The organism is Methylobacterium sp. R2-1 (assembly GCF_014191355.1).
Lineage (GTDB): Bacteria > Pseudomonadota > Alphaproteobacteria > Rhizobiales > Beijerinckiaceae > Methylobacterium.
In genome coordinates, this window is the sequence record NZ_JACHWM010000003.1 from 274,704 (window position 1) to 289,022 (window position 14,319).

Genomic DNA, 14,319 nt, shown 5'->3' on the forward strand with positions numbered 1-14,319 from the left:
GTTCCGATCTTCGGCGAAAAGGGCACCACGGCAAACGTATCCCGCTAACAAACGGGGTCCGATCAACCGCCGTCTCCCACATCTTGGACGGTAACGCTGAAGTAAATCTTACGATCTGAGCGTTCAGATGCACATCAGAGCTGGCCGGCCCGGTTGGATCCCAGCATGGATCGCTTCGCGAACCAACAAGCCCGGATATTTCGGCCGGATTGGAGCCAAACGTTTCGCTCGAGTATGAGCGCACCCTGCTGAGGCAGCGGACGTTCGCTTCTCGACCGTGTCTCAGACTCCGGATTGCTGCTCGCAGCGATCGCTCCGTTCGTATTCCTGAGGCCAAGCTGCGAACTGGCTGACCTCCAGCGGACGTGCAAAGAAGTAGCCCTGCACCTCGTCACAATTCATGGCCTTCAGCAGTTCGGCGACCTCGCCGGTCTCGACGCCCTCCGCCACCACGCGGTAACCGAGATCATGCGACAGCCCGATCATCGAGCGAAGGAGTGAGTGCTCCCGCTCGCCATCGGCGAGTTTTCGTACAAAACTCTGGTCGATCTTGACGACATGAACTGGCAGGTCTTGGAGATAGGCAAGGCTGCTGTAGCCGGTTCCGAAATCGTCTATGGCAAGGCGGATACCGGCTGCGGCGAGCGCGTCCAGTTGACGCCGCCCTTCGTCGGCGTCCTGCATGACCGAACTCTCGGTCACCTCCAGCTCCAGGTGCTCCGGTGCGAGGCCGTGTCGCTGAAGGACGGCCTGGACCGAGTTGCCGAAGCTCGTCTCGTGCAGATTGGCGGCCGAGACGTTGACCGATACCACGAGCCGGCGCCCTGCTTCCTGCCAGCGACGCGCCTGCACAAGCGCCGTTTCCAGAACGAATGCCGTCATGGCTTGCGCGTGGGGCGAATGCTCGATGACGGGAACGAACTCGCCGGGGGACACGGCCCCCAGGACCGGATGGTTCCAGCGCAGCAGCGCCTCTGCGCCGATGCATCGTCCCGTGGGCAGATCGATGCGCGGCTGGAACACGAGCCGCAACTGGTCGTCGGCGAGCAGCGCCGGGCCGAAGTCCTGGAGCAGCCGGTATCGACGCTGATAGGCTTCATCGGCGACGGACGAGTAGACGCTGACGAGATCGGGCGATGTACGTGCGTCCTGAACCGCGCTGTAGAGGGCGCGCAGCACATCCTGCGGCCCCGTTTCGTGAGGCGTGAAGACGGTGACGCCGATGGCGCTGGTCAGGAGCATGCCGGTCATGGAGCGTTGCCGCGCCCCCTGGTGCCCCTCCATGAGGCGGCGGACGTAGTCGTCCTGCTGGACGTCCTGGGGCGCTAGGAACACGAACTGCGTGGCCGCCGTGTGATAGAGCGTGCGCTCCTGACCGACGAGTCGTCGCAATTCCCGGGCGGCATCCCGCACCAGATCATCGACGCGGGCCGGTCCCATGACGCGTGCATAGGCGCTGATCTGTTCGGGGCGGGCGAGATCGACGAGTATGACAAGCCTGTCCTCGTTCGGGCGCTCGACGGCGAGATCCGCTAAGTCATCTAAAAACTGGTTCCGGTTGGGCAGGCCACTTAGCGAGTCTATCCGGCCGAAAGCGTGTTGTAACTCGATCTGAGCCATGACCATGGCAGCCAGATCCTTGAGAGCAGCCACCTCGGACTCGGCAACCGAGCGCGGCTCCGTTCCCAACACGCACAAGGCGCCGAGACTGTAACCCTCGCGAGTGACCAGGGGCGCGCCGGCATAGAAGCGGATGCCGCTGCGACCGAGCAGGCTGTCGGCGTAGCAGGCATCTCGCGCAAAATCCGAGATCACCAGGACATCGGCGGTTTCGGCCACCTGTCCGCACGGCGCCTTCTCTCGGGGGATAGAGCAGTGGTCGACGCCGACGCGCGATTTGAACCACTGCCGATCACGATCGGTCAGCGAAACCGCGGAGATTGGCACGTTGAAGATCTGGCTGGCCATCCGTGTGATACGGTCGAAGCTCTCGCTCGGCGGTGTGTCGAGGAGGTTGAGCTGCTGAAGTGCGCTCAGGCGCTCTTCCTCGAAGCGCTCGTGGCGTGAGGTTTCCGACATTAAGCGACTGCGAGCCTCGTGTGGCGAAGCTGTAGGGCATTCCACCCGGTCAAAATTTTCGTTCGCCGTCACTCACGTGGCCGAACAAAACTTGCTAATCCGTGATCAGATCCGAACGTCCGCTCAACAGCGTTAAGTAATCTTAGCTGGTTTTAGGAGCTGACCTTCGCACACCGCTGACGGTGGAGCGGCTGCTATGCAGAGTTCGTACGCCGTTTGGACCGCTCTGCGCTAGCAGCGGACCTTCACCTGCGAGCTGTCGATAGCCCGCTCTCGGCAAACCTCCGGACTGTGTCCCAGCGGCGGAAGCGCTTGGTGGTCTGCCGTTGGGCCGCTGCTATGCGACCGCTTCCAAAGAGGGGAGGCAGCGGCTAGGCTTCCGCCGTGCTTTACCTCAGAGCACCGACCGTATGTTCGATTGGAACGATCTCACCTTCTTCCTTGAGCTTGCCCGGCACGGTCGGCTAATGCCGGCCGCCCGCCGGCTCAAGGTCGACAACACCACGGTCAGCCGCCGCATCGCCGAGTTGGAGAGGAGCCTCGACACGAAGCTCTTCCAGCGCTGCTCCGACGGTTTCCTGCTGACAGAGTGCGGCCACAAGCTGTTCGTCATAGCGGAGGCTATCGAGCAGAAGATGCTCTGCGTGCCGGAGGCGCTTGGCCTGCAGGATGGCACGCAGCCGGTCGGACGCGTGCGGGTCGCCAGCATGGAAGGCATCGCCGCGTTCTACCTGGCGGCCAAGTTTGCCGAGTTTGCCGCGACCGTCCCCGGTCTCGTCATCGAGCTCGTCACCGAGCGGCACCTGATCAATCTGACGAAGCGTGAGGCCGACATCTCGGTGTCGTTCGTGCCGCCCCAGGGACCGCGACTCAAGGTTCGGCGGGTCGGCGAGTTCCGCTTGGCCCTGTTCTCGTCGGAAGCCTATCTAACCCGACGCGGCCGGCCGCGCGCGCGCGCCGAGCTGCAGGATCACGACTTCGTGGACTATGTCGACGATCTCGTCGCCATCGAACCGGTGCACTGGCTTCTCGAGGTCCTGAAGCCGAACAACGTGGTTTTCCGTTCGACCAGCATGGCGGCCCAGCAGACCGCGGCCGCGGCGGGTGCGGGAATCGCCCTGTTGCCGCTTTTCTCCGCAAAGACGAACCCCGCCCTCGTACCTGTCCTGCCCGAGGATATCGTCGTACGCCGCGAGCTCTATCTCGGTGTCCACGAAGACATTGAGTATGTCGGGCGTGTCCGCACGGTCACCCGTTTCCTGACCGACCTGTTCACGCAAGAGGCAGATTACTTGAACGAATTCTGAGCATGTGGCGGCACGATTGCAGCGGCCATTGCGGATTTTCCGCCTTCGCGGCATCGGCGGCCTCTGTTGCAAATGCGGTATCCCGATCTTGGAGCCGCGCCGATGTCCGTACCCTATCCGCAGTTCAAGGCTGCCGCCTGCCACGTTGCTCCGGTCTTCCTGGACAGCGCCGCCACGGCCGAGAAGGCGGCGGCCCTGATCGGCGAGGCGGCTCGTGCAGGGGCCGGTCTCGTGGTTTTCCCCGAGGGCTACATGCCGGGCTTCCCCCTCTGGGTGGCTCTCCGTGCCCCGATCCACAACCACGATCTGTTCAAGCGCCTCGCGTCCCAATCCGTCCGCCTCGACGGACCTGAGATCGGCGCAGTGCGCGCCGCAGCGCGGCGACACGGCGTGTTCGTCTCGCTCGGCTTCAGCGAGAGCACCGAGGCCAGCGTCGGTTGCCTGTGGAACTCGAACGTCCTGATCGGGCGGAACGGCGCCATCCTCAACCACCACCGCAAACTCGTGCCCACCTTCTACGAGAAGCTCGTCTGGGCGAACGGCGACGCCCGGGGCCTGCGCGTGACCCCCACCGAAATCGGCCGGGTCGGCATGCTCATCTGCGGCGAGAACACCAATCCCTTGGCCCGGTACGCGCTGATGGCGCAGGGCGAGCAGGTCCACATCTCGACTTATCCGCCGGCTTGGCCGACCCGCCCGCCGGGAGAGAGCGCGGCGTATGACCTGAAGCGGGCCATCGAGATCCGCGCCGGGGGCCATGCCTTCGAGGCCAAGGCGTTCAACATCGTCTGCTCCGCTGTCCTTGATGGGGCCGCGAAGGAGATCCTCTGCGGTGGAGAGGCGTCCCTCGCCGATATCGTCGAGCGGACCCCGGCAGGCGTGTCCATGGTCCTCGATCCCACGGGCTCGCATGTCGTGGAGCCCCACCAGGGGGACGAGGGGATCCTTTACGCCGATATCGACGTCGCGACCTGCGTGGAGCCAAAGCAATTCCACGACGTGGTCGGCTACTACAACCGCTTCGACATCTTCCACCTCAGCGTCGACCGCACGCCGCGGGAGCCCGTCAGCTTCGACGCGGCCGTCCCGCCCTCGGGGTACGCCGCCGACCGCAGCGATGGTCCCGACGCCTTCGGCCCGGGAGCCGGCACGGCGCATCCCGGTCTCGGAGAGGTGACGGCCGAACCGCCGCGCCGCGGCGGCCACTGAGGGATCGAGCGCGGCACGTTCCGACACGCGCCGCGCCGGCTTCGGAGGCTTCCGGTCTCACGGAGATGTTTCGCCAGACCACCCCCCAATCGACGGAGGCGCAGCGTGCTTTCACCGAACAGAATAGACCTTCACGATGAGGGTGCGGAGTTTGCAAAGATCTCGAGAAGGAGATCTCACGTCGCGATCCTTCTGAGCACCGTGATGATCGCAATGTATTTCGGCTTCATGACGATGTTCGCGTTCGCGAAGCCCATGATGGGGACGATTCTAGCGCCCGGATTGTCGCTCTGCATCCTGCTGGGTGCAGGCGTGATCCTCGGGTCGTTCGCCCTCTGTCTCGTCTACGTCGTCTGGGCAAACCGCTTCTATGACCCGGCCGTCCGCCGCATCATGAACTGAGGAGGGGACAATGCAGGCAGCGAACAACCCACTGGCCGTCACCTTCTTCTTCGTCTTCATGGCGCTGACGCTCGGCATCACCTACTGGGCCGCACGGCGGACGCGCACCACGGAACAGTTCTTTGCCGCAGGAGGCCAGATCACGGCTTGGCAGAACGGCTGGGCGCTGGCGGGTGACTTCCTCAGCGCAGCCGCCCTCCTGGGCATCGCCGGCATCATCACGTCGAACGGCTTCGACGGGCTGATCTACTCCATCGGCTTCCTGGTTGGCTGGCCGATCATCTCGTTCCTGATCGTCGAACCGCTGCGCAACCTGGGCAAGTTCACCTTCGCGGACGTCGTCGCCTACCGCCTGCGGCAACGGCCCGTGCGCATGGCCGCTGCCATCGGCACGCTGACCGTGATCCTGCTGTACCTCATCGCCCAGATGGTCGCCACGGGCTCGCTGATCAAACTCCTCTTCGGCATGCCCTACACGGCTTCGGTCATCGTGGTCGGGACGGCCATGCTCACCTACGTGATCTTCGGTGGCATGCTGGCGACCACCTGGGTCCAGGTCATCAAGGCCGTGCTTCTCTCCGTCGGTGGACTCGTCCTGGCGCTCCTCGTGCTCGCCCATTTCGACATGAACCCGCTGCGCCTCTTCGCGGCGGCCGCCGACAAGTACGGCGAGCGCGTGCTCCAGCCCGGCTCCAAGGTCGCTGGCAGCGGGTGGGACGCGATCTCGCTGGGAGTGGGGCTGATGTTCGGGACGGCGGCGCTGCCGCACATCCTGATGCGCGCCTTCACGGTCCCAGACGTCAAGGAGGCCCGGATGTCGATCCTGTACGCGACCGGCATCATCGGCTCGTTCCACCTGCTCGTCTTCGTGATCGGCTTCGGAGCCATGGTCCTCGTCGGGCCCGAGGCCGTGATCAAGGCCGGTGGCGGCGGCAACATGGCGGCCCCGCTCCTCGCCCTCACGGTCGGCGGCAACGGGTTCTTCGGGTTCATCTGCGCGGTCGCCTTCGCGACGATGCTCGCGGTCGTCGCCGGGCTGACCCTCTCCGGGGTTGCCACGGTTTGTCACGACCTCTGGGTCAACGTAGTCCGCGACGGCCACGCGCCGGAGCGCGAGCAACTCACCGTCGCCCGGATCGCGACGGTCGCCATCGCCGTCCTGGCGGTCTTCCTCGGGATCGTGTTCGAGGGTCAGAACGTCGCCTTCATGGCCGGACTGGCCTTCGCCGTGGCCGCGGCCGCTAACTTCCCCGCCCTGCTGCTGTCCATCACTTGGAAGCGCTTCACGACCCCGGCGGCGGTGGCCAGCATCCTGGTCGGGACCGTCTCCTCGCTGCTGCTGATTTGCCTCTCCCCCACGGTCCAAGTCGACGTACTGGGCCGGAACATCGCCGAGGTGTCCCAGGCGTGGTGGTTCGTCCCGATGAAGAACCCTGCGCTCATCAGCATGCCCCTGTCCTTCCTCGTCGCCATCGCCGTCTCGCTCGTGACCCAGGAGGACGGCGCGGAAGGCAGCTTCCGAGAGATGCGGCGGCGGATCATGTTCGGTGCCTCGGGGGCGGCTTACACCGGGCGCTGATCCTCAATCGGCTTCGAGCAGGACGGGACGGGATGACCGCGTCCCGTCCTGCTTCGTTTCGAGTGCGCCGTCCAAGCGAGAGTGCAGCCGGGTTCCAGAGCGCATTCAGACAAAATGGGAACCGGTTCGTCGAAAGGCGCGTCAAGTTTTGATCTGCACGCCGAGCTTGGCGGCGAAGCGACGCGCGGTCGCCGCACGGCGGTTTGTGATGTCCGCCACCGAGGCGCGTGTCTGTTCGAGAACGTCCGGCGGCGCCTGCTCCGGCGTGCCGCTTTCGAAGGGCGGCTCGGGCGCGTAGGCCATGTAGAGCTGGATGGCCTTCGCCACGTCCTCGCCCCGCAATTCCGCCGCGAGGCGCAGGGCTCCGTCGATCCCGGCCGTGACGCCCGCTGCGAATACCCATCCTCCATCGACGACGACCCGCTCATCGACGGGGGTCGCGCCGAAATAGCGCAGCAAATCAAACGATGCCCAATGGGTGGTGGCCCGGCGGCCCTTCAGGAGTCCGGCGCCGCCGCAGAGCAGGGCGCCGGTGCAAACGGAGAAGACGCTCCTCGCGCCGGCGGCTTGGTGGCGGAGCCAACCAAGGACGGCCTCGTCCTCCATCAGGTCTTCCTGCCCGAACCCACCGGGCACGTGCAGCACATCGAGTTGCGGAGCGTCGCCGATGAGGGCGTCCGGCGTCAGCCTCAGGCCGCGGACATCCCGAACAGGCTCGGCCGTCCTACCGTAGATGCGGTATGTCGAATTCGGGATTCGGGACAGCACCTCGAACGGGCCGGTCAGGTCGATCTGGTCGATGCCCTCGAAGAGCAGCGAGCCGATTTCCAGGTGAGTGTCGGGCGGGATCATCGGTACCTCCGGTGGACAGGCGCAGCGTAACGCGCCAGACTTTGGCACAAATGCCAAAGAGCCCTCGTTTTCCGCCAACATCCGTTCGATCCGTCGAGGTGCTCGCCTTCCCCGGCGTGCAGATCCTCGACGTCACTGGGCCGCTTCAGGTTTTCGCATCGGCCAACGAGCACATCGCCAGGGGAGGCGGCGTCCCGCCCTACCGGCTCTGCGTCGCCGCGAAGGAGGGTGGCCCCGTCGCGTCCTCCGCGGGCCTCGCGCTCGCCACCGATCCGCTCCCGTCGACGCCGGCCGAGGTCGATACGCTGGTCGTCGCTGGAGGGCCAGGCGTCGATGCGGCCGCCGCGGATCCCGACCTGATCTCGTGGTTGCGCGAACGCGCCGGTCGGGCGCGGCGCGTTGCCTCCGTCTGCACAGGCGCGTTCATCCTGGCCGCCTCGGGGATCTTGGACGGCCGCCGGGCCGTGACCCACTGGTCGTATTGCGACGCTTTCGCCCGGCGCTTTCCAGCCGTGCGCGTGGAGGCAGACCCGATCTTCCTGCGTGACGGTCCGGTCTGGACCTCGGCCGGCGTGACCGCGGGCATCGACTTGGCACTGGCGCTCGTCGAGGAGGATCTCGGCCGCGAAACGGCCCTGGCGGTGGCGCGCTACCTCGTCGTCTTCCTGAAGCGCCCGGGAGGTCAAGCGCAGTTCAGCGCGGCCCTGTCGCTTCAGACGGCGGGGGACCGCTTCGGCTCGCTGCACCGTTGGATGCAGGCGAATATCGGCGCAAACCTGTCGCTTCCGAGCCTGGCCGCAGAAGCGGGTATGAGCGAGCGCAGCTTCAGCCGGTACTATCGAGAAGAGACCGGACTGACGCCGGCCCGAGCCGTCGAGCGTCTGAGGGTTGAGGCCGCGCGGCAGTTGCTTGCGGAAAGCCGGCAACCCGTGAAGCGTATCGCCCAGCGCTGCGGGTTCGGGTCCGAGGAGACAATGCGCAGGAGCTTCCTGCGCCTCATGGCGAGCACGCCGCAAGACTATCGATCCCGCTTTGGGGTGTCTTCACTCGCGGTGGGCACCCCTCCCTGATAGGAGGCAGGGTTGAGAGCCGGAACGCGTATCGATAAGCGCGGGCGCCAAGTTCTCCCTCTTCCTCGTCCACAATAATGCGGGCTCGTGGTCGCTCACATCATGACTGCTCAAGCGCGGAATGCGGACCCTTGAGGCGGCGCTGGCCGAGGTCCGGAAGGAGTCATTCGGCTCCCTTAGAGGGCAGACGTTCATAGCGACAGGCCGCGGCCAATTCGGCCGTGGCGCCCATCTTAAATCTCGGTCTACTCCGAGATGATCGGCGCGTCATCGACTTCGATGCCCAGATCACGGACGTGTTCTCCAGCTTGGTATGGCCGAGCAGCAGCTGGCAGACTCGAATACTGCCGGTGTGTTGGCAGACCAGCGCAACCTTCGTACGCCGCAAACTGTGCGTGCCGAAGGCTGACGGGTGCAAACCGATCAAGGTGCCCCAACGGTCGATCAACCAGCTGTAATCACGTCGTGAGGTGCTCTCCACGTCGGCTGCAGCTCGGGAACAGCCGGTCACCTGCTTCCAAGCTACGCACAACCAGCCAAGCCACGACTGTCTCGCGCGTCGGTTCAGTAATCTCGAACGGGACGGGCCTACCCGTCTTTCGCTGGCAGACCTGATCCGACAGATCGACGAGGCGCAGCCCGGGTTGTTCCTGCGCGAGGTGCATCCCCAACTGGCCGAGCGCGGCCTGCGGATTGGGGTGAGCAGCCTGTCCCGCTTCTTCAGGCGCCACGGCATCACGCGCAAAAAACACGGGTCATGCGGCGGAGCAGGATCGGGAGGACGTGAAGGCGGCCCGCCTGTCCTGGTTCGAGGGCCAGCTCGATCTCGATCCGGACCGGCTCGTGTTCATCGACGAGACCGCCACGACCACGAAGATGATCCGGCGCTATGGGCGTGCGCCACGCGGTGAGCACTGCCGGGTGGCCGTGCCGTTCGGGCATTGGAAAACCATCACCGTCACGGCCGCCCTGCGCTCCAGCTGCCTGACGGCCACCGCGCTCCTCGACGGGCTGATGACCGGGGCCCGCTTCCGCGCCTATGTCGAAGAGACCCTGGTGCCGGCACTAAGGCGCGGCGACACGGTCGGTGCTCGACGATCTGCACGCTCACAAGGTCAGCGGCATCCGCGAGCGCATCGAGGCGGCGGGTGCGCGGCTGCTCTACCTGCCGGCCTACTTGCCCGACTTCAACCCGATCGAACTCGCCTTCGCCAAGCTCAAGGCCATCCTGCGCGCTAAGGCAGCTCGCACCGTCACTGACGTCTGGGACGCCATCAAGCGTGCTTTCAGGCGCTTCACGCCAGGTGAGTGCCGCAACGATCTGGCAGCCGCAGGCTACGATGCGTATGACCCAATCTGATCGGATCCCGCTCTAGCCTGCTGCACGACCAAGGTTGCGATCGTTGATTGCGGTGCCCATCACGAACTGACCGCTTCGGCCGCCCCGCGTTCTGCCGGCAGACGCCTGTTCCTGGGCGGTGCCGAACGATAGCGCTTCGACCTTCAGGCCTCTGCGCATGTTCTCTGGAAGATCGGAGTGGTCATAGTAGCCGGCATCATGGGCCATCGCGTCCATGGCCTGGATCTCGTTGGCAGCCGCGCCGGTCCAGAGAATTGCGCCCGTCCCACCCTGACGAATTTGAAAAACCGACATCGTCGCTTCCTCACTGTGTGTTTCAGGATGAGACGCGCGACGCGATATGTCGTTCCTTTCAGCTCCCGAACGACCGGCATCGGACCTGAAACCGTCGGGCATTGTCGCGCTCTAGCTCGGCACTGACCCGCCGAGATCAAGCCCACCCGTCCGCCAGCAATCGCCGACAAAGGGGCGCGTCTGCTCGATAGCCGGGCAGGGGTCGGGCCGGGTCGCGACAATGGCGCCGACCATGATAGGCGCTGTTGCGAGGAGTTCGGCGCGCACCTCCAGCGAAGTTTTAAGTGCAAAAAGCATGTCAGTTCATCGTTTTTTGGAATTTCAAGTCTGAATTAGATAATGTGCCTGCACCTGACCATCTGCGTGCAGCTTTTGCTTGCATCACGTTCGCAGGATTGGCATTCCACTGAAGTTATGTGCGATTCATGAGGCTATCGCCAGACATATATGAAGACATCATGCAGCATTCGTGCCCCTCATGTAGAGCAAGCATGATAAGATGGGGCATTGGTTTGCCTCCGTTTCGAAATATAGATGTAAAATCGGCGGAAATGTAGTGCAGATCGACTATCCAACAAGGCAGATGATTTTCGCTGGCCATCAGGCTTTGAAACAGCGAAGTGCAACATGAGTCGCGTCACGGTTCGTGGGGTTGAGGCTCCAAGCACGGCGCGCGCACCATCTCCTTCGGCGTCTCACGCGCAAACGTCGTGGTCAGCTCGGTGGTGATCTCCGACCGCGCGTGCGGAGCCTGACCGAACTCTGCACACGAAAAATCGCCGCCGCGGTTGGGCTGGGCGGGGCTGATGATGTTGAACGAGTTTAGCGCGAAGCCGGTGATGCCTGAGGAGCAGCGCCACCGGTTCCTCGAAGCAGTGCGGGAGGTTGGTGCCAGTGGGAGCGAGGTCGCGCTCGATGCAGCGCTGAAGTGAATCGGGACGGAATCGATCAGAAGCCAAGGGAGCACTCAGGCCTCATCTGACCGCCGGCGACCTCGCGCAGGCGTCGGCTATGGCTTTTACAAGCTCCTGAGCGTCGAAGGGCTTCTGAATTTTGGGGACTGCAGCAAATTCGCTCGGTATGTTTTCGAAGTCATAGCCGGTAGCAAATATAAACGGCACACCACGACCAAGCAAAAGATGAGCGAGTGGGTAGCTCATCTGCCCGCGGACGTTTATGTCGAGTATGGCAACATCTGAGCTGATCGCAGGGCCGTCAAACATCTCGTCATCGAGGCCGGCATGGGCGCCTACAACGATCCCGCCGGCATCTTCGACCGCGCGCCTAGCTTCTTCCATTATAAAATACTCATCCTCTATGATGAGGACTCGTGTGTCTAGCAATATTTGATGGCCTGCCAAGGCTAAGCTCCCTTGATGGCTAGACCTGGCCGGTATCATTCGGTTTTGGGCCGACATACTACATAGATCATCAGCTCAGGGTCGGTGTGATTTCCGACCGTATCTCCGAACGGTATAGGTGCTAAAAAGTAACCCCGCCGCGGCTGAGCCGGGCGGGGTGAAGGGTATCCGGTTGGAACAGACGGACAGGAACCTTGATGACAGGTGTCGAGCACATGTCTTTGATTTATGTAGGGCAAAGACAAAAAACCCCGCACCGGCGAACCGGGTGGAGTGGGTCTAGGGGGGAAGTGCCGAAGTCAGGACAACGGCCCCCGGCCGGCCGTGTTCAGGCTCAGTCCGGTTTACGACTGGACCATCAGCTCGGCGTTGAGCCGCCGAGCCCGAGCTCGCCCGACCGCCGCCAACCGTCGATGTAGGGCCGCGTCCGTTACGAATGAGGAGCGGAGGATCGATGTTCAGGCAGAGAACGCTCCTGCACCGCTCCCGCTCGTCACCGTACGGTATCCGACTAAAGCGGGCAGTCGCCCCCTAAAATCAACCTTCCCTAGAGACGTTCAACAACATCGGTCTATGTTTATACCCATCATCAGCGGTTCCGACACAGGTGCTGGTGGCTGGGAGAGGCGAGCGCTTCCGCCTGCAACGCAAGGCGAAGCGACATGCCTTTAGCCCCTAATCCGCACGCCATGGCCATGCTCATCCGCAAGCTGGAGAGCATCGCCTCCCTCTCGGACGAGCAGCGTCAGGCCATCGAGCGCCTGCCGTTGAGAACGCATACCCTTGCCGCCAGACAGGACATCGTGCGCGATGGCGACAAGCCCGGGCACTGTTGCCTCATCCTCGACGGCTGGGCCTGCCGCTACAAGCTACTCGGTGACGGTCGGCGACAGATCTTTTCGTTCCACATCCCTGGCGATGTGCCGGATCTGCAGAGCCTGCACATCCACACCATGGATCACAGCCTCGCTACCATGACGAAGGCGACCGTGGCCCTCATCCCGCACGAGAGCCTGCACGAACTGACACTCCGGCATCCCGACCTTGGTACTCTCTTCTGGCGCGAGACCCTGATCGATGCGGCGATCTTCCGGGAGTGGATGGTCGGCCTGGGTCGGCGCTCGGCCTTCGAGCACATGGCGCATCTCTTCTGTGAGCTGTACCTGACGCTGCAAGCGGTGGGGCTGGCCGAGAACTACCGCTGTCGGTTGCCGATCGCACAGCTCGATCTTGGTGACGCTCTTGGTCTCACGAGCGTGCACGTCAATCGTGTGTTGCGGGACATGCGTGGCCGAGCCCTGATCACGCTGCGCTCTCAGACGCTGGTCATCGAAGCCTGGGAAGAACTTGTGCGAATTGCTCAGTTCGATCCAACGTACCTGAACCTGGAGCGCCGCGCGGCTGCATGACCCTTCGCTTGCAGCCTGTTCAAGTCGCAACAGGCAGCTCAGACACAGAGAGCCTTCTTGTGTTCTCGGGCGAGTTTCTGGTGGCAGTTCTGGTTCGGCTCTCGGAGATTCACGGAGACAGGGCCGGGATGTGGTTTCTGGAGGCGGGCTTCGGCCCCGTCGAGCATACGGACTCGCCTATCTTCGCCGACCTCGATGAGGCGCAAAGCTGGGTCGAGCGGCGGCTTGAAAGCAGACGGTAGTCGGACCGACTGTCAGCGGCATCAGGTCGTAGCTGTGAGCACAGCGCGTCGACATTTGCCTCTAACGCAGCGGATCCAATCTGCGCTCGACGCAGGGCGCCCGCACCACCTCTGAGGCGGTCTGCTTCCACGAAAAGCCCCGCCGCGGCTGAGCCGGGCGGGGTGAGTTCCAGCCGTTGGACGAAGAGTCCGTGAGGGAGGAACGAGAGCCAGATCGGCTCAAGGCCGCGGCGGCCGACATCGGTTTTGTGATGCGGTAGGCGAGCAGTTGACCTTCCCGCTATGTGAAGGCCCATAACCGAGGCGCATCCTGCGGAGGGAATCGATTCATGAAGACCCTGATTGCGAGCGCAACGGCTTTGCTCCTGCTGAGCGCCGCCCCTGCCCTAGCCATGAGCTGCTGCGGTGGCAGCAAGGGCAAGGGCGCGATGATGTGCGGCAAAAGCGGAATGGCGATGAAACACGCCCGAAAGGGCAAGACGGGCGGCTGCTGCTGCGAGGGCATGAGCGGCGGCAATATGAGCAAGCGCACCTAAGCTGCGCGACGTCCTGCCGCGATCAGGCTGCGCCGACTGCCGGGCCTTTTTTGTGCGTGCCATCGGTCGAAACTCAAGAGTTTCGCCCAGACCCGCGAGCCACTGAGGGGCCGCTTACGACCCCACTCGGACCTTCCGAGTGTGTTCGGCCTACCGCCGCTGCTGAACCCTTCCGGACCTTCCGCCTAGCCGGGTCGGATGTCTGCTTAGAAGAAGGAGGCGGACTCGGTGTGAGCCGGCGCCGGAAGCGGGACAAGCCTTGCTGCTCGCTTAACACTTTGTCTGACAAATTGTTTTGTGGTCGAGGTGGGCACCGTTCGCACACCGATCGGCGTCCAATCGGACCCGACGATCGCTCCTAAAACAGGAAGCGTTCAAAGCATTCAGATAGGAATGTTGTCTGGACCTGCTTTGGCCGCCGATTCACACCCTCAGCCGAATCCTCGTTCGCACAAGCAGCCTTCTCCATCGTCGGCTACCGGAAGGGAAGCGCGTCCGGCTCCAGCCGATCGCAGTCGAACTTACGCTTCTACCGGATCCCACTTAAATCCCATTTCCAAATCAAGTTTTTGCATCAAAGTCCCAGCAATTCATTGGCATCGTATTAAGCTCCCCTGCT

At 63.6% G+C, this 14,319-nt stretch carries 11 protein-coding genes and 1 pseudogene; 8 read left to right on the forward strand and 4 right to left on the reverse strand.

The window, feature by feature from the left end; translation table 11 throughout:
• Positions 1 to 282: 282 nt before the first annotated feature.
• Entirely contained in the window at positions 283 to 2,079 is a 1,797-nt protein-coding gene (locus tag FHU13_RS06155) for a putative bifunctional diguanylate cyclase/phosphodiesterase (protein ID WP_183434989.1), read from the reverse strand.
• Positions 2,080 to 2,489: 410 nt separating this feature from the next.
• On the opposite strand from FHU13_RS06155, the gene FHU13_RS06160 reads away from it, so the two are divergent.
• From FHU13_RS06160 to FHU13_RS06175, 4 genes are all read left to right on the forward strand, one after another.
• Positions 2,490 to 3,386, forward strand: a complete 897-nt coding sequence (locus tag FHU13_RS06160) for a LysR family transcriptional regulator (protein WP_183435114.1) — start codon at positions 2,490 to 2,492, stop codon at positions 3,384 to 3,386.
• 102 nt (positions 3,387 to 3,488) lie between these two features.
• Positions 3,489 to 4,595 (forward strand): carbon-nitrogen hydrolase family protein, encoded by a 1,107-nt coding sequence (locus tag FHU13_RS06165; protein ID WP_183434990.1) that lies wholly within the window; start codon positions 3,489 to 3,491, stop codon positions 4,593 to 4,595.
• A gap of 105 nt (positions 4,596 to 4,700) precedes the next feature.
• Complete coding sequence (locus FHU13_RS06170) at positions 4,701 to 4,997, forward strand: DUF485 domain-containing protein (RefSeq protein ID WP_183434991.1); 297 nt, start codon at positions 4,701 to 4,703, stop codon at positions 4,995 to 4,997.
• Positions 4,998 to 5,007: 10 nt separating this feature from the next.
• Entirely contained in the window at positions 5,008 to 6,576 is a 1,569-nt protein-coding gene (locus FHU13_RS06175; protein ID WP_183434992.1) for a sodium:solute symporter family transporter, read from the forward strand.
• Between the two features lie 141 nt (positions 6,577 to 6,717).
• Here the strand turns inward: FHU13_RS06175 and FHU13_RS06180 are convergent, their stop codons facing one another.
• Positions 6,718 to 7,428 (reverse strand): DJ-1/PfpI family protein, encoded by a 711-nt coding sequence (locus tag FHU13_RS06180; protein ID WP_183434993.1) that lies wholly within the window; start codon positions 7,426 to 7,428, stop codon positions 6,718 to 6,720.
• Positions 7,429 to 7,478: 50 nt separating this feature from the next.
• Here FHU13_RS06180 and FHU13_RS06185 point away from each other — a divergent pair, with 50 nt between their 5' ends.
• Positions 7,479 to 8,498 (forward strand): GlxA family transcriptional regulator, encoded by a 1,020-nt coding sequence (locus FHU13_RS06185; protein WP_183434994.1) that lies wholly within the window; start codon positions 7,479 to 7,481, stop codon positions 8,496 to 8,498.
• 605 nt (positions 8,499 to 9,103) lie between these two features.
• Positions 9,104 to 9,858, forward strand: a pseudogene (locus FHU13_RS06190) (IS630 family transposase); the annotation flags it as partial.
• Positions 9,859 to 9,870: 12 nt separating this feature from the next.
• On the opposite strand, the gene FHU13_RS06195 reads toward FHU13_RS06190, so the two are convergent.
• Positions 9,871 to 10,152 carry a hypothetical protein gene (locus FHU13_RS06195; protein WP_183434995.1) on the reverse strand — a complete coding sequence of 94 codons (282 nt, stop codon included), beginning with the start codon at positions 10,150 to 10,152 and terminating at the stop codon, positions 9,871 to 9,873.
• Positions 10,153 to 11,126: 974 nt separating this feature from the next.
• On the reverse strand, positions 11,127 to 11,513 hold the full coding sequence (locus FHU13_RS06200) for a response regulator (protein ID WP_183434996.1): 387 nt from the start codon (positions 11,511 to 11,513) through the stop codon (positions 11,127 to 11,129).
• Positions 11,514 to 12,175: 662 nt separating this feature from the next.
• Here FHU13_RS06200 and FHU13_RS06205 point away from each other — a divergent pair.
• Together FHU13_RS06205 and FHU13_RS06210 are read left to right on the forward strand one after the other, a co-directional pair.
• Positions 12,176 to 12,922, forward strand: a complete 747-nt coding sequence (locus FHU13_RS06205; RefSeq protein WP_183434997.1) for a Crp/Fnr family transcriptional regulator — start codon at positions 12,176 to 12,178, stop codon at positions 12,920 to 12,922.
• A 571-nt stretch (positions 12,923 to 13,493) separates the two neighbouring features.
• Positions 13,494 to 13,700, forward strand: a complete 207-nt coding sequence (locus tag FHU13_RS06210) for a hypothetical protein (RefSeq protein ID WP_183434998.1) — start codon at positions 13,494 to 13,496, stop codon at positions 13,698 to 13,700.
• Positions 13,701 to 14,319: the final 619 nt, after the last annotated feature.

Excerpts from the sequence above, each read along its gene's own strand:
- FHU13_RS06205 (WP_183434997.1), top strand. The coding sequence starts at position 12,176 with ATGCCTTTAGCCCCTAATCCGCACGCCATGGCCATGCTCATCCGCAAG.
- FHU13_RS06195 (WP_183434995.1), bottom strand. The coding sequence starts at position 10,152 with ATGTCGGTTTTTCAAATTCGTCAGGGTGGGACGGGCGCAATTCTCTGG.
- FHU13_RS06165 (WP_183434990.1), top strand. The coding sequence starts at position 3,489 with ATGTCCGTACCCTATCCGCAGTTCAAGGCTGCCGCCTGCCACGTTGCT.
- FHU13_RS06185 (WP_183434994.1), top strand. The coding sequence starts at position 7,479 with ATGCCAAAGAGCCCTCGTTTTCCGCCAACATCCGTTCGATCCGTCGAG.
- FHU13_RS06180 (WP_183434993.1), bottom strand. The coding sequence starts at position 7,428 with ATGATCCCGCCCGACACTCACCTGGAAATCGGCTCGCTGCTCTTCGAG.
- FHU13_RS06155 (WP_183434989.1), bottom strand. The coding sequence starts at position 2,079 with ATGTCGGAAACCTCACGCCACGAGCGCTTCGAGGAAGAGCGCCTGAGC.
- FHU13_RS06210 (WP_183434998.1), top strand. The coding sequence starts at position 13,494 with ATGAAGACCCTGATTGCGAGCGCAACGGCTTTGCTCCTGCTGAGCGCC.
- FHU13_RS06160 (WP_183435114.1), top strand. The coding sequence starts at position 2,490 with ATGTTCGATTGGAACGATCTCACCTTCTTCCTTGAGCTTGCCCGGCAC.
- FHU13_RS06175 (WP_183434992.1), top strand. The coding sequence starts at position 5,008 with ATGCAGGCAGCGAACAACCCACTGGCCGTCACCTTCTTCTTCGTCTTC.